This is a genomic window from Fusobacterium sp. IOR10, assembly GCF_010367435.1.
Classification (GTDB): Bacteria; Fusobacteriota; Fusobacteriia; order Fusobacteriales; family Fusobacteriaceae; genus Fusobacterium_B.
Genome location: NZ_WJWY01000021.1, coordinates 1 through 23,226, shown reverse-complemented (window position 1 = coordinate 23,226; position 23,226 = coordinate 1). Strand labels below are relative to the sequence as shown.

The following is a 23,226-nucleotide window of genomic DNA, read 5'->3' as shown; positions in this document are numbered from 1 at the left end:
TTTAGGAGGGGAAAATGAGAAAGGTAACTAAAGCAGTTATACCTGCAGCAGGGCTAGGGACAAGAGTACTACCAGCAACAAAAGCTCAACCTAAAGAGATGCTTGTAATAGTTGATAAGCCATCCCTTCAATATATAGTTGAAGAGTTAGTGAAATCAGGAATAACAGACATAGTAATAATAACAGGAAGAAATAAGAATTCAATAGAAGATCATTTTGATTATTCCTTTGAATTAGAAGAAACTCTAAAGGAACAAGGAAAGTATAAATTACTTGAAAAAGTTCAATACTTATCAAATTTAGCTAATATATTTTATGTTAGACAAACTCATCCAATGGAGTTAGGTCACGCAATATTAAAGGCAAAACCATTTATAGGAAATGAACCATTTGTAATAGCTCTAGGTGATGATATAGTTTATACAGAAGGTAAAACAGCAACTTCTCAGTTAATAGAAACATATGAAAAATATGGAGCAAGTGTACTTGGAGTACAAAATGTTAATGAGAAAGATGTGTGTAAATATGGAATAGTAAAACCAGGTGTAACCTTAGATGAAAAAACAGTTGCAGTGGAAAATTTCATAGAGAAACCAAGTATAAAAGAAGCTCCATCAACACTAGCGTGCCTAGGAAGATATCTTCTAAGTTCAGAAATATTTAAATCTCTAGAAGAAACAGAGCCAGGAAAAGGTGGAGAAATTCAATTAACAGATGGTATACTAAAAATGTTAAAAAATGGGAAAAAAGTAGTAGCTCATAATTTTCATGGGAAGAGATATGATATTGGAAATAAAATAGGCCTGCTAAAGGCAAATATTGATTTTGGTCTAAGAAATAAAGAAACAAGGGAAGATTTAATTAAATACTTAAAAGAAGAAGTAAAGTTATAAAATTAAATATAAAAATAGAAAGAAAGGAGATGCCGTATGAAAGAAAAGGTAATGGAAACATATAAATTATGGCTAGAGTCAGACTATATAGATCCTAATGATAAAGAAGAGTTAAAAGATTTAAATTATAAGGAAATAGAGGAAAGATTTTATACCAATTTGAGTTTTGGAACTGCTGGAATGAGAGGTATAAGAGGAATTGGGACTAATCGTATAAATAAATATATTGTAAGAAAAGCCACTCAAGGACTTGCTAACTATATAATAAAGACAACTGGTCAAGAAGGAATGAAAAAAGGGGTGGCCATTGCCTATGACTGTAGAATAGGATCTTCTGAATATGCTATGAATGCTGCTTTGGTACTTGCAGGAAATGGTATAAAATCTTATTTATATGAATCTTTGAGAACAACACCAGAACTTTCATTTACAATTAGAGAACTTGGAGCTCAATCAGGTATAGTTGTAACAGCTTCACACAATCCTCAAGAATATAATGGATATAAAGTTTACTGGGATATTGGCTGTCAAATTGTAGAGCCAGAAGCTAGTGGAATAATTTCAGAAGTAAATAATGTTAAAGATTTTAAAAGTATAAAAATGACAACAATGGAAGAAGCTAAAGAAAAAGGACTTCTAGAAATTATAGGAAAAGAAATAGATGATAAATTTATAGAGGCAGTGAAAAAAGAAGCTATAAATGTTGATATACCTGGTAAAAAAGATTATAAAATAGTTTATTCTCCTCTTCATGGAACTGCAGGAAGACCAGTGAAGAGAATTCTTTCTGAAATGGGCTTTGATGGTGTTCATGTTGTAAAGGAACAAGAGGTTCCAGATGGTATGTTCCCAACTTGTTCTTATCCAAATCCTGAAGATAAAACAGTTTTTAAATTATCAACAAAACTTGCAGATGAAATAGGAGCTAACCTTTGTATAGGAAATGATCCAGATGGTGATAGAACAGGAATAGCAGTAAAAACAAAAGCTGGTGAATGGATATATCCAAATGGAAATCAAATAGGAATGATTTTAATGGATTATATTTTAAAAAATACAGAAAATATTCCTAAAAATGGAGCAGTTGTTTCTACAATAGTTTCAACACCTATGTTAGATGAAATAGCAAAAAAATATAAAGTTAAAATGTATAGAACTTTAACTGGATTTAAATATATTGGAGAAAAAATAGAGGAATTTAAAACAGGAAAATTAGATGGAACTTATTTATTTGGATTTGAAGAATCAATAGGATATTTAAAAGGAACCCATGTAAGGGATAAAGATGCTGTTGTTGCATCCCTATTAATTTCAGAAATAGGAGCTTATTATGAAAGTATAGGAAGTTCAATAGCAGAAGAATTAGATAGAATTTATAAAAAATATGGTTGGTTTGGAGAAGATGTAGTATCTATTGTGAAAAAAGGGATGGATGGAGCAAAGGCAATTAAAAAAATTATGAAAACCCTAAGAGAAAAAGAAATTAAAAACATGATTGGGAAAAAAGTTATTTCATTGAAAGATTTCAAAAAAAGTATTGAAATAGATTTTGAACATTGTCATAGAAAAACAATAGAACTTCCAAAATCAAATGTTTTACAGTTCACATTGGAAGATGATATTCTAATAACAGTTAGACCTTCAGGTACAGAGCCTAAAATTAAATACTATATTTATGTAAAAGGTAAAACTAAAGAAGAAGCTGATCTTCGTATAAAAGAAGTAAGTGAACAATTTATTGAGTTTGTAGATTCATTATAATTAATATTTAGAGGGGATAGTTCCCCTCTTTTTTAAAACATGGGAGGAAAAATGGTAGATGCAATATATATTCATATTCCTTTTTGCGTGAAAAAATGTAATTACTGTGATTTTTTATCCTTTAAAAGTGATGAAGAAACAATAGAGAAATATGTTGTAAATTTAATTAAAGAAATAGAGCTCTACCCTAAATATAATTACGATACAGTTTATTTTGGTGGAGGAACCCCCTCTCTTTTAAAAGGGGAACAAATAAAAAGAATATTAAATACATTGAGTATAAATGCTAATGCAGAAGTAACACTGGAATTGAATCCTAAAACAGCTAGTGGCGAAGAAATAAGAGAATTTAAAAATGCAGGAATAAATAGGCTAAGTATAGGAATTCAAAGTTTCAATGATAAATTTTTAAAAAAATTAGGAAGGATACACAATATTCAAGAGGGAATAAGTGTATATAAGGAAACTAGAAAAATAGGTTTTAATAGTATTAGCCTAGATTTAATGTTTTCCTTACCAGAAGAAAGTATTGAAGATGTGAAAATGGATATGAAAAAGTTAATAGAATTAAATCCAGAACATTTTTCAATATATTCTTTAATTTGGGAACCTGGAACTAATTTTTACGAAAAATTAAAAAAAGGTGAATATAAAGAGACAGAAAATGATTTAGAAGCAGATATGTATGAATATATAATTGACTATGCTAAAAAAAATTCATATACTCATTATGAAATCTCAAATTTTTGTAAAAAGGGCTATGAAGCTAGACATAATACTAAATATTGGAGAAATAAAGAATATTTAGGAGTTGGATTAGGTGCTTCAGGTTATTTAGATAATATTAGGTATAAAAATCAGATGAAATTTAGTTCTTATTGTGATAGTATATTAATAGGTAAAAAACCAATATTAGAAAATGAAATAGTAGATGAAGTGTCTCTAGAAGAATACAGACATATATTAGGTCTTAGACTTTTAGAAGAGGGAATAGTTCCAAATACAGAGGAAAATTATGTGAAAATTTATAAAGAGCTTGAAAATAAAAATTTTTTAATTAAAAAAGATGGAAGATATATATTAACTAAAAAAGGATTGTTTTTAGCAAACGATGTATTTGAAAAATTTATATGAGAGAGGGTGATTTTTTGTCAATAGTAACTGAAAGAGTCAAAGAAATACAAAATGATATAAAAAAACATTCTTCGTATCCACAAAAAGTTAAGTTAGTTGCAGTAACTAAATATCCAATAGTGGATAAACCTAAATTAGAAGAATTAATTGAAAATGAAATATTAGACTTTGGAGAGAATAGGGTTCAAGTTTTAGAGGATAAAAGAGAACTACTAGGGGAAGAAAAAAATAATATTAATTGGAATTTCATAGGAAATTTACAAAAAAATAAAGTAAAATATATTATAGGGTATATTCATATGATACATTCTGTAAATAGAATGTCAATTGCTGAGGAAATTAATAAAAGGGCAAAAAATGTAAAAAGAGTTATAGATGTATTAATAGAAATAAATTTAAGTGGAGAGGATTCAAAGGAAGGATACGAAGAAAGTGATTTTTATAAAGATTTGCCAGAATTAATGAAACTAGAAAATATAAAAATTAAAGGGTTAATGACAATAGCTCCAAATACAGATGATGAAGAAAAAGTGAGAGCTAGTTTTAGAAAATTAAGAGAAATAAAAGAGGATTTAAATGAAAAATATTTCAATGGAACTCTTAGTGAACTTTCAATGGGCATGAGTCATGATTATAAAATAGCTCTTGAAGAAGGGGCAACAATAATAAGAGTTGGAAGCAAACTTTATAGCTAATGATGGAGGTGGACATAATGAATAAGAAGAGAAACAAGTTAGAAAGTTTTAAAGAAATATTTGGCATGGGTGGCTCTGATGTTGAAAATGAAGATAGTGGGATAGTTGATTTTCAAAGCGAAAAAATTCAATCAGAAGAAATGAAAATTAACAAAGGAAAATTTTTTGGGAAAAAAGATATTGAAAAAAAAGAGTCTATTGTGATGGAAGAAGATATTTCAGATTATCAAAGTGTTATAGTTGACTTAAAGAAATATGAAGATTGTAAAAAAATAGCTAAATATATAAAAAATGATAAAGTGGTTACATTAAATTTAGAATATTTAGATAAAGAAACAGCCCAAAGGATAATTGACTTTTTAAGTGGAGCTATGTCTATTAAAGAAGCTAGATTAATAGATATTAGTGCTAATGTATATGTATCTGTTCCAAAGGATATGAATGTATTCTTTGACAGGGGAAAAAAACAAAATAAAAACAATTTGTTTAATTTAAAATAAAAGGAGTTTTAAAGAGTGGAAAAAAGAAAAGTAAAAGCTTTAGCATTATTTTCAGGAGGATTAGATAGTTCTTTAGCTATAAAACTAATTAAAGACCAAGGTATAGAAGTTATCGCTTTAAATTTTGTATCTCATTTTTTCGGTGGGAAAAATGAAAAAGCAGAAAAAATGGCCAAGCAATTAGGAGTTAAATTAGAGTATGTTGACTTTAGTAAACATCATATGGATATAATGAAAAATCCAGTATATGGAAGAGGGAAAAATATGAATCCATGTATTGATTGTCATGCTCTTATGTTTAAATTTGCAGGGGAATTATTAAAAGAATATGATGCTGATTTTTTAATTTCAGGAGAAGTTTTAGGTCAAAGACCAATGTCTCAAAATTCAAGTTCTTTAGAGAAAGTAAAAAAATTATCTAAAAAGGGAGATATAATCTTAAGACCTCTTTCTGCTAAAAATTTACCTTTAAGTCAGCCTGAAATAGATGGGTTAGTTGATAGAGAAAAGCTTATGGATATTAGTGGAAGATCAAGAACAAGACAGATTGCCTTAGCAGAGGAAATGGGATTAGTAGATTATCCAACACCAGCAGGGGGATGTCTTTTAACAGATCCAGCTTATTCTAAAAGATTGAAAATAATAGAAGAAGATGGGTTACTAGAGGATGAAAATTCCAATATATTTCATCTTTTAAAAAAAGGTAGATTTTATAGATTTGAAAAAAGAAAGTATCTTTTTGTTGGAAGAACTAAGGAAGAAAATGAAGAAATTTTAAAATATAAAACATTTGGAGATTTTTTCATAAGAGGTAAGTCTGTTGGAGGCCCTTACATAATAGGTTATGGAGGTTTGTCAGAAGCAGAAACAGAATTTGCTAAAGATTTATTTTCTAAATATTGTAAATTCAAAGGGGAAAAAGAAGTAGAGATATTTTTTAACGAGAAACCAATGAAAGTTATGGAAATTAACAATAACCAAGTAGAAGAACAAATAAAAAAATATCAAATTGTTATGAAATAAGTAATTATTTTGGAGGATTTTATGGAAGAAAATAAATTGAAATTTTTGCGATTGCTATCTAATTCTTTTCCTACAATAGCAAGTACAACAAGTGAAATAATAAACTTGAAAGCAATAATGAATTTACCAAAGGGTACAGAGCATTTTTTAACAGATATTCACGGTGAGTATAAAGCTTTTAATCATGTTTTAAGAAATGGTTCAGGAGTAATAAAGGATAAAATTCAAGAGATTTATGGAGATACATTGGAAGAAGGATTTAAAAGACAACTTGCAACAGTAATATATTATCCAGAAGAAAAAATAACCTTTGTTCAAGAGCAAGAAACTGATATGTCAAGTTGGTATAGAGTTACTATTATTAGACTTATTGAGGTATGTAGAGTAGTAAGTTCAAAATATACTGATTCTAAAGTTAGAAAGGCTCTGCCACCTGAATTTGAATATATTATTCAAGAACTTTTACATGAAAAATATTATTCAGAAGATAAGAAAGACTATGTAAGAAAAATTATAGAAACAATAATAGAACTTGATAGAGCAAAGGAATTTATAGTAGCAATATCTGAACTTATTCAAAGATTAACAATAGATGTTTTACATATTGTGGGGGATATTTATGATAGAGGTCCTCATCCACATTTAATTATGGATAAATTAATGAAACATCATAATGTTGATATCCAATGGGGAAACCATGATATGCTTTGGATGACAGCAGCAGCAGGTCAAGAATGCTCAATAGCAAATGTTATTAGAATTTGTAGTAGGTATTCTAATACAGATATATTAGAGGATATTTACGGGATAAATTTATTACCACTAGCTAAATTTGCTATGAAAAAATATTATAATGATGAATGTTTATTGTTTATTCCAAAGGAAACTAGCGATGAAGATATAGTTATGATGGCAAGAATGCACAAGGCAATATCAATAATTCAATTTAAGTTAGAATATAATTTGATAAAAAGAAATCCAAAATTTAAGATGGAAGATAGATTATTACTAGATAAAATCAACTATGACAATGGAACTATTAAAATAGATGGAAAAGAGTATAAAATGTTAGATAACAATTTCCCAACTATTGATCCAAATGATCCCTATAAATTAACAGATGAAGAAAGGGATATAGTAAAGAAATTAAAACATAGTTTTACCCATAGTGAAAAACTTCAAAAACATATTAAGTTTTTATTTGCTAAAGGGAGCATGTTTTTAAAATATAACTCCAATCTTTTATATCATGGATGTATTCCAGTTGATGAAAAGGGAGAATTTATAAAAGTTGATTTATTTGGAAAAGAATTATCTGGGAAAGCTTATTTAGAAGAATTAGATAGAATTTGTAGAGAAGGATATTTTAATAAAACAGATAAAGAAATGAAACAACAATGTACTGATATAATGTTTTATTTGTGGCTTGGAAAGGATTCTCCATTATTTGGGAAATCAGCTATGAAAACATTTGAAAGATATTTTATTGCTGAAGAAGAAACTCACAAGGAAATAAAGAATCCATATTATTCATTGTATGAAAATAAACACTTTATAGAAAAAATATTCAATGAGTTTGATATAGATGTAAATATTTCTCATATAATAAATGGTCATGTTCCTGTTAAAGAGAGAAGAGGAGAAAGTCCAATAAAGGCAGAAGGAAGATTAATAGTTATAGATGGTGGGTTCTCAAAACCTTATCAAAGGGAAACAGGACTTGCAGGATATACTTTAATTTATAATTCTTATGGTTTAAAAATAGTTTCTCATCAACCCTTTAAAGATGTATCTAGAGCAATAGCAGAATGCTTGGATATTCATTCTTCAACAAGAATAGTTAAAAGAGTTTTAGAAAGAAAAAAAGTAAAAGATACAGATATAGGTGAAAAAATTCAAGTTCAGATTAATGATTTGTATGAATTATTAAGAGCTTATAGAAAAGGAATGATTAAAGAAAAGCATTCATAAGAAAAAGCTACTACATTTTGTAGTAGCTTTTTTATTTTCTTAGTATGTTCTACAAACTCTAAATCCTATACTAGAATCTTTATCATTATTTCCAAAATGATATTTATGAATTAAATTCATAAATTCTCCCCTATTAAACCAAGATCCTCCCCTTATAACTCTATCATCTTCTGATTGAGTATACATAAATGTATTTTTTTCCAGTGTTGAAGTTTCATGAGAGCTTCTATCAGTGCTATGATTTGAGTCAAAACACCACTCCCAAACATTTCCAGAAACATCATATAATCCCAATTCATTTGGAGCTTTTAATCCAACATTGTGAGTTTTTGAATTTGAATCAGAGGATGACCAGGCAATATCTTTAACATTATCAGATCCAGCAAATTTACTGTTAAAGCTTCCCTTTTCTATTCCCTTTTGTCCACCCCTTGCAAACCATTCCCATTCAACTTCTGTTGGTAATCTATAACCTTTGGTTTTTGAAAAATCTGCTATACAAGGATCAACTTCTTTGCCATCTTCTAGTATAATTTTTGTAAGTTTATTATTTTCTATTTTATAAACTTCTTTATATCCTTCTTTTATACTTAATTTATTACAGAATTTTAAAGCATCCATCCAAGATACTGTTTCAACAGGAAGATCCTTTCCTATAAAGTTACTTGGAGCTGTTTTCATTATTGAAAACCATAATTTTTGTGTAACTAAATATTTATCAACATGTAAAGGAGAAATTTCTTTATAGGTATCTAAAGAATAGGGTTTATAAGATCCTCCTTTGGCAACAATAGTATTAATTTTAATATTTTCCACATTACTTAATTTTAACGTGATCTCTTTTTGTTGTTGAAGCTCTCGATACTGTTCTTTTAATTCAACCATTTTTTCAGTTAAACCATTAACTAGCATATCAATATTTTTAATAGATTCTACAAAATTTAAATTCATTGTTTCCATATAATTACCTCCAACTAATAAAAGATCACTTCATATACAAAATATATTCCAAAACAGAATATAATAAATACAATGTATGTATTATAACACTGAATAAAAAAAAGTCAATAAAAAAATAAAAAATTATTTAAAATGTAATATAATTATTGTAAGTAATAATAGTATAAAATTTGCATGGGGATAGTATACTTTTTGCACGACCCCTAGTATAAAATTTGCACCCATAATATTATAATACTTAACAACTTTATCTAATATTATACCTTTCTTATCTCTTTATTAAAAATTAAGTAAGGTGTTTAAGAAACAATAGTATTAAAATATAAATATATTAAAAACATATAATTAAATTAAAAGGAGATGAATATGAATGGAATATAGTTATAAATTTTTACCTTTTTTAAAGGTTTTTAAAGAAACTAAATTGAAAATGAGTGAGAAGATTATATATTTTATAATTGAATCTTTGGATAATGATAATGGATGTTTTGCATCTAACGCTTATTTTATGGAATTAACAGGTTATTCAAGAAGAACCTGTATAAGTTCCATAACTAAATTAAGAAAATTAGGATATATAACAGTTAAACTTATTAAAGATCCTAATAATAATAAAAAAACAATTAGAAGAATTATTCATGTTACAAAAAGATATATATTTTTATACGAAGATAGAAAAAATAATGAATTAACTGAATCTGAAAAAACCATTGTATATGAAATACTTTTTTATTATAATGTATTGGGATTACCTAGGTATGATAAAGTTACAAATAACAATAAGATCATTATTAAGGCATGTGATAAACTAGGAAAAAGGAAAGTACAAGAAGCTTTGGAAAAAATGAGCAAAAGTACATTTGTTAAAGAAAATCTTTCTATAAATTCCATATTTAAAATAGAAAATTTAGAAAAAGGATTAAATGGATATTTTAAAGATTTTAATAAAAAGGAGAAGGAAAATGAAAATAATAGATTTGACTCATGGGATATGTGAAAATATATCTGTTTTTCCAGGATCATCATTACCTAAAATAGAAAAAACAAGTACTGTTGAAAAGGATGGATTCAATGAAAGTATGCTAACTATATTATCCCATACAGGTACCCACGTAGATGCTCCAAGACATATATTTTCAAAGGGAAAATCCCTAGATGAATTTTCTGTGGATTCATTTATAGGAAAAGCTTTTGTTGTGGATACTAGAAAAATAAATCCAAAGGAAGATATTAAAATAAAAGATATAAATAAGGAGAGTTTTAAAAAAGCAGATTTTATATTATTTTATAATGGCTTGGATAAAAAATATGGGAAAAAAGAATTTTTAACAGATTATCCTGTTCCTAGTAAAGAGTTAATTGACCTTATAAATGTTCACAATAAAAAGGGAATTGGTTTTGATGTTATTGGTCTAGATAGGTTGGAAAATGAAAATTTAGATTTACACAAAAGATTATTTGAAAATAATGATATAATAAACATAGAAAATTTAAGTAATCTAGATAAGATTATAGATGAAATAGGAGAGGGTTTGTTTACTTTTGTGGCGTTACCACTAAAATTTAAAAACAGCGATGGAGCACCTGTGAGAGCCATTGGAATACTAGAGGAGGATTAATGATATATAATGGAAATTACAATGAGTTTTATAAGGAACTTTTCAATTTAATAGATGAAAAATATAAAGATGAAACTCAGTTTGAAAGGCACAGAAAAATTATAAATGTCCCAAGGGAAGAAATAATAGGATTAAAAATTCCTCCTATGAAAAAAATAGCACAGGAAATAGCTAAGAATAACTGGAAAAACTTCTTAAATGAAAAAAGAAATAATACATATGAAGAAAAGTTAATAAGAGGTCTTGTAATTGGTTATGTGAAAGAAGATTATAATAATCTTGAAAAATATATAGAAGAATTTTTTAAAAATGATGTTGATAACTGGGCAATCTGTGATAGTGCTATTTCAAATTTAAAAATTATTAAAAAAAATAGAAAGGAATATTTTAAATTAATTACTGGATATATGGATTCTCATAATCCATGGGAAGTGAGAGTGTTATTAGTTTCCCTTTTAAATTACTATATTGACCATGAATATATATATGAATTAATAGAAATTTGTAAGAAAGTTAAAAATGAACATTATTATGTTAAAATGGCCCTTGCTTGGTTAATATCAATTATGTTTATAAAAAAAAGAGAAGAAACATTGAAATTTCTTCAAGAGGAAAAATATAATTTAGACACTTGGACATACAATAAAGCTCTGCAAAAAATAACAGAGTCTTTTAGAGTAACTAAGGAAGATAAAGATTTAATAAGAAGCATGAAAATAAAAACATCTAAGATTTAACTTAGATGTTTTTATTTTATCTTATTTTTTTATTTTTCTGTCCTTTGTTTATAGAACAACAATCTAGTTTTTGATCTCCAAAGGTTTTTTTGTTTTCAACTGCAATTTTTTCTAAAAAATGGTTAAAAGCCGTTTTTAGTTTTTGTAACATAGCCATCACCTCAACTTTATTTGTACCCCCCCATATAGGGGGTTAAACAATATTACCATTAAATAGTTTCTTTGTCAAATAAAAATAAGGGGAAGTCCCCTTATTTTAAAGCAAGTTCTATTCTAATTAAAGCCTCATTTAAAATTTCTCTAGAACAAGCTACATTAATTCTTTGATATTGTTTCCCATCTTTTCCAAATAAAACTCCCTTATTAAAGGCAACTTTTCCTTTATTTAACATTCTATGAATAATTTCATCATCAGATAGATTATATTCACTAAAATCAAGCCAAGCCAAGTAAGTTCCTTCAGGAATAATATATTTAATTTTAGGTAAGTGTTCATTTAAATATTCTTCTAAGAATTTTAAATTATCATCTATATAGCTATTGACTTTAGTAAGCCAAGGTTTGCTTTTTGAGTATGCAGCCTTTGTTGCTGTTATAGCAAATGGAGAAGGTAACCCCATATGCATTTTAGAAACAACTTCTTCAGTCCATTTTTTCTTTATTTTATTTGAGAATATAATTATATTAGACAACTGAAGTCCTGCTAGATTAAAAGATTTACTAGGGGAAGTACATATTATTAATTTTTCTTTAATATTTTTTTTGAAAGTTCCCATAGAAGTGAAGTTTACATTATTTCTAATTATATCACAATGTATTTCATCTGCTATAATGAAAATATCATTTTCAGTGCAAATATTTACAATTTTTTCCAATTCTTCCTTTGTCCAAACTCTTCCAACAGGATTGTGAGGACTACAAAGAATAAGTAATTTATTATTAGAATTTTTTATTTTTATTTCTAAATCTTTAAAATCTATAGAATAATGACCCTTGTTATTAATTAAATGATTCTTAACAACTTTTCTTTTGTTACTAAGGATAGTGCTTTGAAAGGGTCCATAAACAGGAGGTTGAATTATTACTCCATCTCCTTCTTCAGTTAATATTTTAATAAGAATAGCTAAAGCTGGGACAACTCCGGGACTATAATTTATGTTTTTTTTCTCAATATTATAAGAATAATTTTCTTTAAACCATTTTATCAAAATATCATAATATTCTTGATCAAAAAAACTATAACCAAAAATTTTATGATTAACCCTTTTGGTTAAAGCTTTTGTAATTTCATTGGAACATTGAAAATCCATATCAGCAATCCATAAGGGTAAAACTTCATGATTTATATCAGGATAAACAAGATCAATAAAATCCCATTTCATTGAATTTGTCTTTTTTCTATCTATAACTTTGTTAAAGTTAGTCATTAGTATCTCCTTTTTCCAGGTATTCATCTCTTATCTTTAAAGCTAAATCAGGATAGTTTCCAATAATAATATCAATTTTTTTATTAAACATATCCCTAATATTTTTTTCATCATTAACAGTATAAACATTAATTTCAATACCTTCATTTTTTATATTTTTCACAATATCTTCAGTCATACTTTCATAACAAGGATGGTAACACTGAACTCCTAAGTTTTTAGTATATTTTCCAGCATCAACTATCCAAGTATCAGAAAGGAATCCATATTTTAGAAGGGGGGCAATTTTTTTCATTCTTAATATAGAATAATGATTGAAACTAGAAATAATAACTTTCTTTTCTAAATTATATTTTTTTATAAGGTTAAAAACCTTTTCTTCAATACCTCTATATTCATTTTTCCCTGTTTTAAGTTCAATATTTGTAATGATATCTGTATCTTTTACTAAATTACAATATTCTTCAAAGGTAGGTATAGAATTAAAGCCGTATTTAAAGAAATTAGCTGAAGCATTAAATGCAGATAACTCTTTATAATCAAAGTTAGCAACAAAGCCATGTCCATTTGTAGTTCTATCAATTGTTTCATCATGAATAATAACAACTACATTATCCTTTGTTAGTTGTACATCTAATTCTATTCCATCAACTCCAATATCTATAGCCTTCTTAAAAGCCAAAAGGGTATTCTCAGGATAATATCCCTTGAATCCCCTATGTGCAAAAATTTTTGTCATAATTACATCTCCAATTTAAAATTTAATAGTTTATTTAATAATACTATATTTTAAATTTTTTTAAAAGGAAAAGGATGTAAAATGTAATTTTAATTTTCTATTTCTTCTAATATTCCTAGATATTTTTTTTGAAAACCATTTTTAGTTGCTTCATCTTCTGAAATTTTAGTTTCCTTATCAATGAAATTTTTATCTTCTTGTGATAGAGTTCTTTCAGCATAACTGTAGGCAGCTAAATTTTCTTTATCAATGTGTCTTTGTAATAGATCACCATATGCAAGGGAATTAAAAATAATATCCATTTTGTATTCAGTTTTAGGATCTAATTTATATTGTTTAACTGCTTCCACTAATTGCATCATATGTAATCTTCCCAAGTCATGCTCAACTAACATTCCATTTTTAATTAATGTATTAGCCACAGGACCTAATTTTTCCATCATTACTTTAAATAGTATTCTTTCTTCCTTTTGGTGATGATGTTTATCAGCATAATTTTTTCCAAATTCAATAATTTTTTCAAATTTTTCTATATCTAAATCATTTCCTTCTAAAATACCTAAACATATTTTTCTAATGGCAGTTTTCATTCTAAGAATATTGTTATGCTCTTCAACTAATAAATCTATTCCATACATATTATTATTTTCTCCTAATTATATTTTCATTATCAATTACTTCGTAACAAAAATTTGTGTCTTTCAATAGATTTTCAATAATTTTATTTTTAATTAAATAGTAATTTTTAGAATCTCCTGAAAAACCATTCCAATATTGTTCATGAATGTTTATTTTTTCAGTGAAGACAAATTTATTTTCACTGTCTTCAATAAGAGCTAAGACTCTGTCACAAGGCATACCATTTAAAAATATTTTTTCCAATTCATTATATATTTCTTTAGGTGTATTAGTATTTTCCAATGTGTAATTTAAATTTAAATCCTTTAAAATATCTGTAATTTTTATATTGTCATTTTCTAGTAGTTTTGTAACAACAAAAGCAAGTCTTTTTTCAACTATTATTATTTTATTTTGAAGAGATTGATGTATATTAGAAACATCAATTACATCTTCCAAGGGAACATTTTTAATTTCTCCACAATTTGAAATTAATTCATCATTTAAATTTTTGTTCCAATTATCCTTTTGATTATCTATTATAAGTTGTGTTATACTTTCTTGAAATAAAATTTTATTATACAACCAGTGGTGTATAGGTCCTAACATTGCACTCATAATTATTCTCCTCTCTTTTTATTAAGGGCGTCAACTAATTTATTAACATCTAAGCCATGAACAGCACAAGCATCTTCTATAGATTCCATTTGAGCAGAAGGACAACCAACGCAGTACATTCCGTTTTCAGAAAAAGTATCCATTAAATCATTGTTTTCTCTTATAATGTCACCAATTATCATATCTTTATTTATTTTTTTCATATAAATTACCTCCTAATAGTTTTCTTATTTATGAAATCATTTTAACATTAAATCATAAAGAAATACGTTGCATATACAACAAAAAAAAATATTTACAAAATAAATTAATAGGTCTATAATAAAATTAAAAATTCAGACAATTTAAAGGAGAGAAAGATGAGCTTTTTACTAAATAAATTTTTAGAATATATTAAAATTGATACAACTTCAAATGAAAACAATATAAATTGTCCAAGTACAGATGGTCAGTTTATACTTGCTACAATAATAAAAAAAGATTTAAAAGAGCTAGGACTTGAGGATATAAAGGTAAACTTTCATTCCTATGTAACAGCTACCTTAAAAAAAAATACAGAGAAAGATATTCCAACAATAGGCTTTATAGCTCATTTGGATACTGCTCCGTCCTTTAATGGAAAGAATATCAATCCCAAAATAATTGGAGAGTACAATGGGAAAGATATTGTTTTAAATGAAGAAAAAAATATTGTAATGTCTCCTAAAAACTTCCCTGAACTAAAAAAATATTTAGGGGAAGATATAATAGTTACAGATGGGACTACTCTTTTAGGAGCAGATGATAAAGCTGGAATAGTTGAGATAATAACAGCTTTAAAATATTTAAAAGAACATGATGAAATAGAACATGGGGATATTAGAATTTGTTTTACACCAGATGAAGAAATTGGAAGAGGAGCAGATAAATTCAATGTTCAAGAGTTCAATGCAGATTTTGCCTACACAGTTGATGGTGGAGAATTAGGTGAGCTAGAATATGAGAATTTTAATGGAGCAGCTATTAAAATAAAAATAACAGGAAAAAATATTCATCCAGGAACAGCAAAAAATAAAATGTTAAATTCTCTACTAATTGCAATGGAGATAAACAATATGCTTCCAGTAAATCAAAGACCAGAAAATACAGAAAACTATGAGGGATTTTTTCTTTTAACTGAAATGAGTGGATCAGTTGAAGAAACAAACATGTCTTATATAATTAGAGATCATTCCAAGGAAAAATTTATAGAGAAAAAAAATCTTATGGAAAATATTATAAAATTCATAGAAAAAAAATATGAAGATGTTATAATAGACCTAGATATTAAAAATAGTTATTGTAATATGAAGGAAAAAATAGAACCTGAATACTATATAATTGATTTAGCTAAAAAATCAATGGAAGATGTGGGAATAGTTCCAATTATAAAACCTATAAGAGGGGGAACTGATGGTGCTAAACTTTCATATATGGGATTACCTTGTCCAAATATTTTCACAGGTGGGCATAATTTTCACGGGAAATATGAATATATCCCAATACAATCAATGGAAAAAGCAGTTGAAGTTATAGTAAGTATTATAAAAAATAGTGGAGGAATAAAACATAATGAACATAAAAATTAGACAGGTTATGCCTAATGATCTAGATGAAATTACAAAAATAGAAAGTATTTGTTTTCCTAAGGAAGAAGCTGCTACAAAGGAATCTCTTAAGTATAGAATAGAAACTTTTCCAAATAGTTTTTTTGTTGCAACTTGCAATGGGAAGATAATAGGTTTTGTAAATGGAGCAGTAACAAATCATAATACAATAGTAGATGAATTATATGAAGCAGAAGGAGGACACAATCCCCTAGGGAAAAATCAATCTATATTTGGATTAGATGTATTGCCAGAATATCAAAGACAAGGTATTGCAGCTAAATTAATGGAGTATATAATGGAAAAATCAAAAGAAGCTGGAAGAGAGAATATGATATTAACTTGTAAAGATAGATTAATTCATTATTATGAAAAATTTGGTTATGAGAATAAAGGAGTATCTGCATCAGTTCATGGTGGAGTAGTATGGTATGATATGATAGCAAAACTATAAAAAAAGGATAACAATTGTTATCCTTTTTTTTATTTTATTTCCCAAGTTATAGTAACCGTATCTTTAAATTTTAAATCTTCTGGATTAATAGTTAATAAAGAATCAGAACTCATTTTAGCTCCTAAAATTTTATTTTCTCCTCTAAATGGAGAGATAAAATTGTTTGGTTCGTTAAATGAATAATTAATATTAATTATTTTTTCTAAAGTTACTCCACTGGTATTTGCCAATATTTCAGCCTTATTTTTTGTATTTTCAATAGCTTTAATAAGAAGTTCATTTTTAAATTTTTCAGTATCTTCAATTTTGTAATCTAAATAAAAATTCACATTACCTTTAATTGTATTTAAAGAAGTTAGTACATCTACTAATTTAGAATCATTTAATCTAAAGCTTAATTTCATACTGTGAGAATATTTATAACCTAAAAATCGTTTTTTATAGTTACCATTATTATCTTTATAGTTTTCATAATTAGTATTAATATTAAAACTAACTGTTTTTAAATCCTTTTCATTAAAACCCTTTAAAAGAAGTTGCTTTTTAAATTCAATTAAAGCAGCTTTGGAAGAATTAAGAGAATTTTCATAAGTTTTTTTGTATCACTATTTGTAATATGAATTGTTATTGTATCAACAGGGACTAAAATGCTTGCAGTTCCTGTAACTTTTAAAGTTCTGATTAAGGGATTATTATCTGCAAATGTAAGAATTGAAAAGATAAGCATAAAAGCTGTGATTAATTTTTTCATATTAAAACCTCCTATTTTCTTTTCTTCTTAGTGACTTGTTTGTACAGTTTCCATCTATCATGTAGCCACATCCATTGTTCAGGATATTTAGTAATGATTTCTTCCATTTTAAAGATTATTTTTTGAGTGGTTTCATGAACATTTTCTTTGAAATTCAAATTGTGACTATTACTTTTTTTCAATTCTTCAATGAAGATTTCAGTTTTATTATTTTTATCAAAGATACAATATACTAGTATTAAAGGTCTATTATATTTTAGAGCAATAGTTGAAACCCCTGTTGGAGAAACAGTGTCAGCTCCAAAAAATTCAACATTTGTTCCCTTGTCCCTGTGGTCAGTGAAAAGAGCTATGTTTTTACCAAATTCAGCATATTCTAATAATTCTCTCCCAGTTCTTTTGCTTTTTTCAAGGAGAATAATATTTAGATGTTTTCTTTTATCTGTTATATATTTATTTAAATAAGGATTTCTCTGTTTTTTAGCAACTGTAACAAGGGGATATTTTTCAGAGAATTTAGATAATGATTCCATGTTCCCAAGATGCATAGTAGCAAAAACAACAGGACCTTTTTTTAAAGCTCTATCAAGAATCTCAATATTGTGAATTTTAAAATTATCATCATTTTTCATATATTCATCAAGCCATAAAGTTCCTAGAAAAGCTTTTGCCATTGTCTTATAGGAATCAATAGCTATTTTATGTCTTTCTTTAACAGTTTTTTCAGGAAATGCCAGTTTTAAGTTAGCTAAAGTTGTGATACGTCTAGATTTTATTAATTTATATCCAAGTACTCCTACAGTTTCTCCTATTTTAAAACGAGTTTTTTCTGGAAATAACATAATAAATCCTTTAAAAGCTCTAAAAGCAAAGTATTGGGATAAGTAAATAAGTGATTTCATTTTATCCTCCAAATGTTAATTATAAATTTTATTATCTAAAAGATATTATAACATAAAGTCACACCAAATAAAAAGTTTCTCGTTATAAATTCTAGAAAATATGGTATACTTTGTTTGTAAAGTTCATAAGAAAAGGGGTAAAATAAATGGAAATTAAAGAACTATTAGAAGAATTATATTCTTATTCTTTTTTTGGTATAAAGTTAGGATTAGATAATATAAAAAAAATATGTGAAAGTTTAGATAATCCCCAGGAAAAATATAAAATTATACATGTAAGCGGAACCAATGGAAAAGGTTCTACATCAACTATGATTGAAAAAGCTCTACTTTATGCAGGGAAAAAAGTTGGGAAATATACTTCTCCTCATATTATAAAATTTAATGAAAGAATAAGAACTAATGGAAATGATATTAGTGATGAAAAAATTGCAAATATTTACTTGAAGGTTAAAGAAGCAATAAAAGGAATAGACATAAAACCTACTTTTTTTGAAGTAACAACAGCTATGATGTTTTTATATTTTGCAGAGGAAAATGTGGAATATGCAATATTAGAAGTTGGTATGGGAGGACGTTTTGATGCTACAAATGTTGCAAATGGAGATATTACAATTGTAACCAATGTGTCAGTTGAACATACTGAGTATTTAGGTGATAATGTTTATGATATAGCAGTAGAAAAAGCAGGAATTATAAAAGATAAAAGTAAGGTTATTGTTGGGGATACAAATGAAGATTTTCTAAAAGCTGTATATGAAAGAAGATCAGAAGATAAAGTTATAAATGTAATCAAAAAATATAAAGATGTTTCCTATGAGCTTGATTTTAAGAATTTCACAACAAAGGTTTTCCTAGAAAAAGAAAATTATGTATTATCTCTTTTTGGTGACTATCAAGTTAAGAATTTTTTATGTGCCTATGAAGCTCTAAAGATGCTAAATATAGATAAAGAAAAAATAAAAAAGGCCATGAGAGATGTTGTTTGGCAATGTAGATTTGAAATTTATTCAAGAAATCCCTTGACAATATTAGAGGGAGCACATAATATAGATGGAATGAATAACCTGAAAAAAATAGTTTCCCATGGATATAATAAGAATGAAATTGTTATTATAGTTTCCATTTTAAAGGACAAAAAAATAAAACAGATGCTTGAAATTTGTCAAGAAATTAGTGACAAAATAATAGTAACATCATTAAAAGAAAATAAAAGAGGCCTTTTGGGAGAAGAATTATTTAATTATACTAATAAAGAAAATGTAGTGGTAAAGGAAGATATGGGAGAGGCGTATTTATTGAGTAAAAAGATACTAGAGAAGGATAAAAATAAAAAGGCTGTAATAATTTGTGGTTCTTTTTACACTTGTGAAAAATTTAAAAACACCTTTAAATTTTAGGGGGGTTAATGTGAATGTAAAAAATAAAAGCATTTCTGTGAGAGAAATAATAGAGTATTTTGATTTGGAAATACTTGTGGATGGAGATTTAGATAGACGAATTGACAAAAATAAAATATACAGAATAGGATATGAGCTTACTGGATTTTTTTCAGATGAAATTGATGAACTAAAAGATGCAATACATATAATGGGACTTAAAGAAAATAATTATTTATTTAGAATGGAAACAGAAAAAAAAACAGAGATATTGGATAAATATTTGTCTTATCCCTTTCCAGTTTTAATTTTAAGTTCTCGAGCTAAACATACAGATATATTAGTGGAAAGATCTAAAAAAAATAATAAAGTTTTATTGAGATGTTCCAAAAGAGCCACAGAATTCATTAGGGAATTAAATATTTACTTGAAAAATGTGTTAGGAAGAGAAATTATATTAGAAGATCATATATTACTAGATGTTTATGGAATAGGAATCCTTCTAAGTGGTGAAAAGGATTTAAAAATAGGAGCTACTATTGAGCTTTTAGAAAGAGGACATAAATTTATAACAGATGCTAGAATGCTTTTGAAAAATACAGCAGATGGAATAATTGGGTATAATACAGCAGCAAAAATATCTCCAGATAGGGATTTTATGTTAGAAATGACAGATAAAGAGGAAAATATTAATGTAACTAATAATTTTGGAATAAAGTCAACTAGACCTTCTAAAAAAATAGACCTAATCATTAACCTAGAAACATGGAAAACCAAAAAGTTTTATGATAGATTAGGTGCAGATGAGTTTTATGAAGATGTTGGTATTGGAAAATTAAAGAAAATAACTCTTCCAGCTAGAAAGGGAAGAAATTTAGCAGTAATAATAGAGACTGCAGCTATAGATTTTAGATTGAAAGAATTAGGAAGAAACTCTGCTTTGTATTTCTTAAATGAATCTAAAAAATTAATTCAAGAAAATAAAAGAAAAAGGGAGAGTGATGAAATGGAAGATGAAACTAGATTATCAATGGCCACGTTTATAAAGGACAATAATATTGAAGTTTTAATTGGTGAGGAATATGCTCATAAAAGCTTTATAACCACAACAAGTATTCATAAACCAGCTATGGCTCTTTCTGGAATTTTTGATTTAGAAGAAAGTATATATGAAAATAAAGGATTGCAACTATTTACAGATGTGGAACTTAAATATTTAAAAATTCTTTCTCCTGAAAAAAGAATGAAAAATTTAAAAAGATACTTCACTTATGATTTCCCAGCTATTGTTGTTTGTGGGGATATAAATGTACAAGATGATATAAAATTTGAAGTTAGAAAATTAATGGTTGAAAACAAAAAGGTTTTATTAAGGGTTAAAGAGACCAACCCATCCTATGTAGTAGCTAATTTAAATGGTTATTTGGAAAAATATTTTTCCCCTTCAACAACTATGCATGGGGTATTTTTAGAAATGAATGGATTTGGAGTTTTGCTTAAAGGTAAAAGTGGAATAGGTAAAAGTGAAACAGCTTTGGAACTAATACATAGGGGTCACAGACTTATTGCAGATGATATGGTTAAATTTAAGAAAGTTCCAAATGGAGAAATAATAGGAAGTGCTGCTAAATTACCATATTTTATGGAAATTAGAGGTCTTGGAATTATAGATATTAAAACTTTGTATGGAATGAGTTCTGTGAGAATTAAAAAAAATATAGATATTATAATTGAATTAAAAGAGCAAGAGAATGATAACTACTTAACTGCAGTTGATGATTCTAGCTTAACTGAGAAAATTTTAGGAAAAGATATTTATAAACTAGAAATGTATTTATCTTCAGGAAGAAATGCAGCAGCGATGGTAGAAATAGTTATTATGAATTTAATGGCTAAGAAAACAGGTCACAACCCAGAGGAAGCGTGCAAAAAATTAAAAAAAGAATTAGGTATAGATGATTAAGAAAGGGGTAAATATGTTGTTAGAAAAAATTAGAGAGAGTGAAAATATTTTGATTTCCTCTCATGTTAATCCAGATGGAGATTCTGTAGGAAGTGGGTTAGCACTGTATACTGCTATAACTAAAAATTTTCCAGAAAAAAAAGTAAGGTTTATCATAGAAGACGATATTCCATACGATTTAAAATTTTTAATAAATAGTGATAAGGTAGAAAAGTATATAGAAGTGGATAATGTTCCAGAAGTTGATTTAATGATAACTTGTGATTCAGCTACATTTAAAAGAATAGGAAGAGTTGTTAATTTTAGAAAAAATGCTTTTTTAGTAAATATAGATCATCATATAAGTAATGATTTATATGGAAATTTAGATATTGTGGAAGATAAATCTTCTGCTTGTGAAATTATGTATGATGTAATAAAAAACAAATTAAAATTAGAAATTGACGATGAAATAGGAGAATGCTTATATACAGGTATAGTTACTGATACTGGAAGTTTCAAATATGAAAGTACAAGTAAGCAAACTTTTGAAATTGCAGGGAAATTAATTGATGCAGGAATAGATAGAGATAAAATTATTAATTCAGTTTATAAAAGCAAAAGTATAGGAAGAATGAAAGTTTTAGGAATTGCCATATCTAAGATGAATATAATTAAGGACAAAAAATTTGTTTACTTTACTTTAAGTGATTATTTCGTTCAAACTGAAGGAATAAAAAAAGATGATACAGAGGGAATTGTTGAACAATTATTAGAATATGAAGGATGCGAAGTTGCATTATTTTTAAAAGAAGAGCCTAATGGTAAAATGAAAGGAAGTCTAAGAAGTAAAAAAGAAGTTGATGTGAATGAAGTGGCGTCTTTATTTGACGGTGGTGGGCACAAGAGAGCTTCAGGTTTTACTACTAAGATGGAAGAAAAAGATATAATACTTAGAATTTTAGAAAGTATTTAAAAAATAATAAATGGAGGTAAATTTGTGGAATATGATATAGTTTTTTTGAATCCAACAAAATTTGAAGATTGTATGAAGTATGTGGCATATATAAAAAATGATAAAATAGTGCATATTAATCTTTCGGAAGTAGAAGAAAAATTAAAACAGAGAATATTAGATTTTATAAGTGGTGCTATATTTATTCAAGAGGGGAAAATAATAAATCCAGGAAAAGATATATACTGTTCTCTTCCTAAAAATTGTAATTATTATTTAGAAAAAAATGAAAAGATTAAAAGCGAAAGCGATGGACTATATGATGAAGAACCAGAAATAATACCTAAGTATTACCAAGGGGTTTAAAAAGAAAAACTAAAATGTCATCTTTAATTTTTGGTTCTTTGTCAACTGGTGTTGGTGGAGAAAAATAAAAAAATAAATAATGTTTTTGTTCCTTCAGCTTTATGCTGAAGGAATTTTTATTTTTGTTAAATTGCTATAAATTAAAATTCTATTTCTT

General features: G+C 26.8%; 26 protein-coding genes. 16 read left to right on the top strand and 10 right to left on the bottom strand.

What is annotated here, in order from left to right; genetic code table 11:
• Positions 1 to 14: 14 nt before the first annotated feature.
• The 7 genes from galU to GIL12_RS06955 are packed head-to-tail and all read left to right on the top strand — an operon-like array spanning position 15 to position 7,977.
• The gene (gene galU, locus GIL12_RS06985) at positions 15 to 893 is read left to right on the top strand and encodes a UTP--glucose-1-phosphate uridylyltransferase GalU (protein WP_163469786.1); all 879 of its coding nucleotides are present in this window, start codon (positions 15 to 17) and stop codon (positions 891 to 893) included.
• 36 nt (positions 894 to 929) lie between these two features.
• Positions 930 to 2,654: a phospho-sugar mutase gene (locus GIL12_RS06980; RefSeq protein WP_163469785.1), complete on the top strand. Its 1,725-nt coding sequence runs from the start codon at positions 930 to 932 to the stop codon at positions 2,652 to 2,654.
• A gap of 51 nt (positions 2,655 to 2,705) precedes the next feature.
• Positions 2,706 to 3,788, top strand: a complete 1,083-nt coding sequence (gene hemW / locus GIL12_RS06975) for a radical SAM family heme chaperone HemW (protein ID WP_163469784.1) — start codon at positions 2,706 to 2,708, stop codon at positions 3,786 to 3,788.
• A 14-nt stretch (positions 3,789 to 3,802) separates the two neighbouring features.
• Entirely contained in the window at positions 3,803 to 4,483 is a 681-nt protein-coding gene (locus tag GIL12_RS06970) for a YggS family pyridoxal phosphate-dependent enzyme (RefSeq protein WP_163469783.1), read from the top strand.
• A 17-nt stretch (positions 4,484 to 4,500) separates the two neighbouring features.
• Positions 4,501 to 4,983: a cell division protein SepF gene (gene sepF / locus GIL12_RS06965; protein WP_163469782.1), complete on the top strand. Its 483-nt coding sequence runs from the start codon at positions 4,501 to 4,503 to the stop codon at positions 4,981 to 4,983.
• 15 nt (positions 4,984 to 4,998) lie between these two features.
• On the top strand, positions 4,999 to 6,006 hold the full coding sequence (locus GIL12_RS06960; protein ID WP_163469781.1) for a 7-cyano-7-deazaguanine synthase: 1,008 nt from the start codon (positions 4,999 to 5,001) through the stop codon (positions 6,004 to 6,006).
• 21 nt (positions 6,007 to 6,027) lie between these two features.
• A complete protein-coding gene (locus GIL12_RS06955; protein WP_163469780.1) occupies positions 6,028 to 7,977 on the top strand; it encodes a fructose-1,6-bisphosphatase in 1,950 nt (649 codons plus the stop codon).
• 39 nt (positions 7,978 to 8,016) lie between these two features.
• Here GIL12_RS06955 and GIL12_RS06950 read toward each other — a convergent pair whose 3' ends face one another.
• Positions 8,017 to 8,937, bottom strand: coding sequence for an SUMF1/EgtB/PvdO family nonheme iron enzyme (locus tag GIL12_RS06950; protein ID WP_163469779.1), 921 nt, complete (start codon positions 8,935 to 8,937; stop codon positions 8,017 to 8,019).
• Positions 8,938 to 9,307: 370 nt separating this feature from the next.
• On the opposite strand from GIL12_RS06950, the gene GIL12_RS06945 reads away from it, so the two are divergent.
• Genes GIL12_RS06945 through GIL12_RS06935 form a run of 3 tightly spaced genes read left to right on the top strand, consistent with a single transcriptional unit; the run spans position 9,308 to position 11,293 of the window.
• A complete protein-coding gene (locus GIL12_RS06945; RefSeq protein ID WP_163469778.1) occupies positions 9,308 to 9,934 on the top strand; it encodes a helix-turn-helix domain-containing protein in 627 nt (208 codons plus the stop codon).
• On the top strand, positions 9,900 to 10,556 hold the full coding sequence (locus GIL12_RS06940) for a cyclase family protein (RefSeq protein WP_163469777.1): 657 nt from the start codon (positions 9,900 to 9,902) through the stop codon (positions 10,554 to 10,556). The genes GIL12_RS06945 and GIL12_RS06940 overlap by 35 nt, the downstream gene beginning before the upstream one ends.
• Positions 10,556 to 11,293 carry a DNA alkylation repair protein gene (locus GIL12_RS06935; protein WP_163469776.1) on the top strand — a complete coding sequence of 246 codons (738 nt, stop codon included), beginning with the start codon at positions 10,556 to 10,558 and terminating at the stop codon, positions 11,291 to 11,293. Before GIL12_RS06940 ends, GIL12_RS06935 begins: the two co-directional genes overlap by 1 nt.
• A gap of 16 nt (positions 11,294 to 11,309) precedes the next feature.
• Here GIL12_RS06935 and GIL12_RS10180 read toward each other — a convergent pair whose 3' ends face one another.
• From GIL12_RS10180 to GIL12_RS06910, 6 genes are all read right to left on the bottom strand, one after another.
• Positions 11,310 to 11,444 (bottom strand): LDCC motif putative metal-binding protein, encoded by a 135-nt coding sequence (locus tag GIL12_RS10180; RefSeq protein WP_255461064.1) that lies wholly within the window; start codon positions 11,442 to 11,444, stop codon positions 11,310 to 11,312.
• A 100-nt stretch (positions 11,445 to 11,544) separates the two neighbouring features.
• Positions 11,545 to 12,720: a MalY/PatB family protein gene (locus GIL12_RS06930; protein WP_203522565.1), complete on the bottom strand. Its 1,176-nt coding sequence runs from the start codon at positions 12,718 to 12,720 to the stop codon at positions 11,545 to 11,547.
• Positions 12,713 to 13,459: a glycerophosphodiester phosphodiesterase gene (locus GIL12_RS06925; protein ID WP_163469775.1), complete on the bottom strand. Its 747-nt coding sequence runs from the start codon at positions 13,457 to 13,459 to the stop codon at positions 12,713 to 12,715. The genes GIL12_RS06930 and GIL12_RS06925 overlap by 8 nt, the downstream gene beginning before the upstream one ends.
• Positions 13,460 to 13,548: 89 nt before the next feature.
• The gene (locus tag GIL12_RS06920; protein WP_163469774.1) at positions 13,549 to 14,097 is read right to left on the bottom strand and encodes a hemerythrin domain-containing protein; all 549 of its coding nucleotides are present in this window, start codon (positions 14,095 to 14,097) and stop codon (positions 13,549 to 13,551) included.
• A gap of 4 nt (positions 14,098 to 14,101) precedes the next feature.
• Positions 14,102 to 14,695 carry a hypothetical protein gene (locus GIL12_RS06915; RefSeq protein WP_163469773.1) on the bottom strand — a complete coding sequence of 198 codons (594 nt, stop codon included), beginning with the start codon at positions 14,693 to 14,695 and terminating at the stop codon, positions 14,102 to 14,104.
• Between the two features lie 2 nt (positions 14,696 to 14,697).
• Positions 14,698 to 14,898, bottom strand: a complete 201-nt coding sequence (locus GIL12_RS06910; RefSeq protein ID WP_163469772.1) for a DUF1858 domain-containing protein — start codon at positions 14,896 to 14,898, stop codon at positions 14,698 to 14,700.
• Positions 14,899 to 15,054: 156 nt separating this feature from the next.
• Between GIL12_RS06910 and pepT the strand changes: the two genes are divergently transcribed.
• Together pepT and GIL12_RS06900 are read left to right on the top strand one after the other, a co-directional pair.
• Entirely contained in the window at positions 15,055 to 16,302 is a 1,248-nt protein-coding gene (gene pepT / locus GIL12_RS06905) for a peptidase T (protein WP_163469771.1), read from the top strand.
• Entirely contained in the window at positions 16,286 to 16,774 is a 489-nt protein-coding gene (locus tag GIL12_RS06900; RefSeq protein WP_163469770.1) for a GNAT family N-acetyltransferase, read from the top strand. The genes pepT and GIL12_RS06900 overlap by 17 nt, the downstream gene beginning before the upstream one ends.
• 29 nt (positions 16,775 to 16,803) lie before the next feature.
• On the opposite strand, the gene GIL12_RS06895 is transcribed toward GIL12_RS06900, so the two are convergent.
• Genes GIL12_RS06895 through GIL12_RS06885 form a run of 3 tightly spaced genes read right to left on the bottom strand, consistent with a single transcriptional unit; the run spans position 16,804 to position 18,427 of the window.
• Positions 16,804 to 17,328 carry an SIMPL domain-containing protein gene (locus GIL12_RS06895; RefSeq protein ID WP_163469797.1) on the bottom strand — a complete coding sequence of 175 codons (525 nt, stop codon included), beginning with the start codon at positions 17,326 to 17,328 and terminating at the stop codon, positions 16,804 to 16,806.
• Positions 17,328 to 17,525 (bottom strand): hypothetical protein, encoded by a 198-nt coding sequence (locus GIL12_RS06890; protein ID WP_163469769.1) that lies wholly within the window; start codon positions 17,523 to 17,525, stop codon positions 17,328 to 17,330. Before GIL12_RS06890 ends, GIL12_RS06895 begins: the two co-directional genes overlap by 1 nt.
• 11 nt (positions 17,526 to 17,536) lie before the next feature.
• Positions 17,537 to 18,427 carry a lysophospholipid acyltransferase family protein gene (locus GIL12_RS06885; RefSeq protein WP_163469768.1) on the bottom strand — a complete coding sequence of 297 codons (891 nt, stop codon included), beginning with the start codon at positions 18,425 to 18,427 and terminating at the stop codon, positions 17,537 to 17,539.
• A gap of 146 nt (positions 18,428 to 18,573) precedes the next feature.
• On the opposite strand from GIL12_RS06885, the gene GIL12_RS06880 reads away from it, so the two are divergent.
• Genes GIL12_RS06880 through GIL12_RS06865 form a run of 4 tightly spaced genes read left to right on the top strand, consistent with a single transcriptional unit; the run spans position 18,574 to position 23,069 of the window.
• Positions 18,574 to 19,827: a folylpolyglutamate synthase/dihydrofolate synthase family protein gene (locus tag GIL12_RS06880; RefSeq protein ID WP_163469767.1), complete on the top strand. Its 1,254-nt coding sequence runs from the start codon at positions 18,574 to 18,576 to the stop codon at positions 19,825 to 19,827.
• A 10-nt stretch (positions 19,828 to 19,837) separates the two neighbouring features.
• Positions 19,838 to 21,769: an HPr(Ser) kinase/phosphatase gene (hprK, locus tag GIL12_RS06875; RefSeq protein ID WP_163469766.1), complete on the top strand. Its 1,932-nt coding sequence runs from the start codon at positions 19,838 to 19,840 to the stop codon at positions 21,767 to 21,769.
• A 13-nt stretch (positions 21,770 to 21,782) separates the two neighbouring features.
• Positions 21,783 to 22,724, top strand: coding sequence for a bifunctional oligoribonuclease/PAP phosphatase NrnA (locus GIL12_RS06870; RefSeq protein ID WP_163469765.1), 942 nt, complete (start codon positions 21,783 to 21,785; stop codon positions 22,722 to 22,724).
• 24 nt (positions 22,725 to 22,748) lie between these two features.
• Positions 22,749 to 23,069: a cell division protein SepF gene (locus tag GIL12_RS06865; protein WP_163469764.1), complete on the top strand. Its 321-nt coding sequence runs from the start codon at positions 22,749 to 22,751 to the stop codon at positions 23,067 to 23,069.
• The last annotated feature ends 157 nt before the right edge of the window (positions 23,070 to 23,226 follow it).

What these genes read in the sequence shown, in the direction of transcription:
- hemW (WP_163469784.1), top strand. Translation starts at nt 2,706, where the DNA reads ATGGTAGATGCAATATATATTCATATTCCTTTTTGCGTGAAAAAATGT.
- GIL12_RS06945 (WP_163469778.1), top strand. Translation starts at nt 9,308, where the DNA reads ATGGAATATAGTTATAAATTTTTACCTTTTTTAAAGGTTTTTAAAGAA.
- GIL12_RS06885 (WP_163469768.1), bottom strand. Translation starts at nt 18,427, where the DNA reads ATGAAATCACTTATTTACTTATCCCAATACTTTGCTTTTAGAGCTTTT.
- GIL12_RS06870 (WP_163469765.1), top strand. Translation starts at nt 21,783, where the DNA reads ATGTTGTTAGAAAAAATTAGAGAGAGTGAAAATATTTTGATTTCCTCT.
- GIL12_RS06925 (WP_163469775.1), bottom strand. Translation starts at nt 13,459, where the DNA reads ATGACAAAAATTTTTGCACATAGGGGATTCAAGGGATATTATCCTGAG.
- GIL12_RS06880 (WP_163469767.1), top strand. Translation starts at nt 18,574, where the DNA reads ATGGAAATTAAAGAACTATTAGAAGAATTATATTCTTATTCTTTTTTT.
- pepT (WP_163469771.1), top strand. Translation starts at nt 15,055, where the DNA reads ATGAGCTTTTTACTAAATAAATTTTTAGAATATATTAAAATTGATACA.
- GIL12_RS10180 (WP_255461064.1), bottom strand. Translation starts at nt 11,444, where the DNA reads ATGTTACAAAAACTAAAAACGGCTTTTAACCATTTTTTAGAAAAAATT.
- GIL12_RS06930 (WP_203522565.1), bottom strand. Translation starts at nt 12,720, where the DNA reads ATGACTAACTTTAACAAAGTTATAGATAGAAAAAAGACAAATTCAATG.
- GIL12_RS06980 (WP_163469785.1), top strand. Translation starts at nt 930, where the DNA reads ATGAAAGAAAAGGTAATGGAAACATATAAATTATGGCTAGAGTCAGAC.
- GIL12_RS06890 (WP_163469769.1), bottom strand. Translation starts at nt 17,525, where the DNA reads ATGAAAAAATTAATCACAGCTTTTATGCTTATCTTTTCAATTCTTACA.
- galU (WP_163469786.1), top strand. Translation starts at nt 15, where the DNA reads ATGAGAAAGGTAACTAAAGCAGTTATACCTGCAGCAGGGCTAGGGACA.
- GIL12_RS06920 (WP_163469774.1), bottom strand. Translation starts at nt 14,097, where the DNA reads ATGTATGGAATAGATTTATTAGTTGAAGAGCATAACAATATTCTTAGA.
- GIL12_RS06940 (WP_163469777.1), top strand. Translation starts at nt 9,900, where the DNA reads ATGAAAATAATAGATTTGACTCATGGGATATGTGAAAATATATCTGTT.
- GIL12_RS06955 (WP_163469780.1), top strand. Translation starts at nt 6,028, where the DNA reads ATGGAAGAAAATAAATTGAAATTTTTGCGATTGCTATCTAATTCTTTT.
- GIL12_RS06950 (WP_163469779.1), bottom strand. Translation starts at nt 8,937, where the DNA reads ATGGAAACAATGAATTTAAATTTTGTAGAATCTATTAAAAATATTGAT.
- GIL12_RS06910 (WP_163469772.1), bottom strand. Translation starts at nt 14,898, where the DNA reads ATGAAAAAAATAAATAAAGATATGATAATTGGTGACATTATAAGAGAA.
- sepF (WP_163469782.1), top strand. Translation starts at nt 4,501, where the DNA reads ATGAATAAGAAGAGAAACAAGTTAGAAAGTTTTAAAGAAATATTTGGC.
- GIL12_RS06900 (WP_163469770.1), top strand. Translation starts at nt 16,286, where the DNA reads ATGAACATAAAAATTAGACAGGTTATGCCTAATGATCTAGATGAAATT.
- GIL12_RS06915 (WP_163469773.1), bottom strand. Translation starts at nt 14,695, where the DNA reads ATGAGTGCAATGTTAGGACCTATACACCACTGGTTGTATAATAAAATT.
- GIL12_RS06935 (WP_163469776.1), top strand. Translation starts at nt 10,556, where the DNA reads ATGATATATAATGGAAATTACAATGAGTTTTATAAGGAACTTTTCAAT.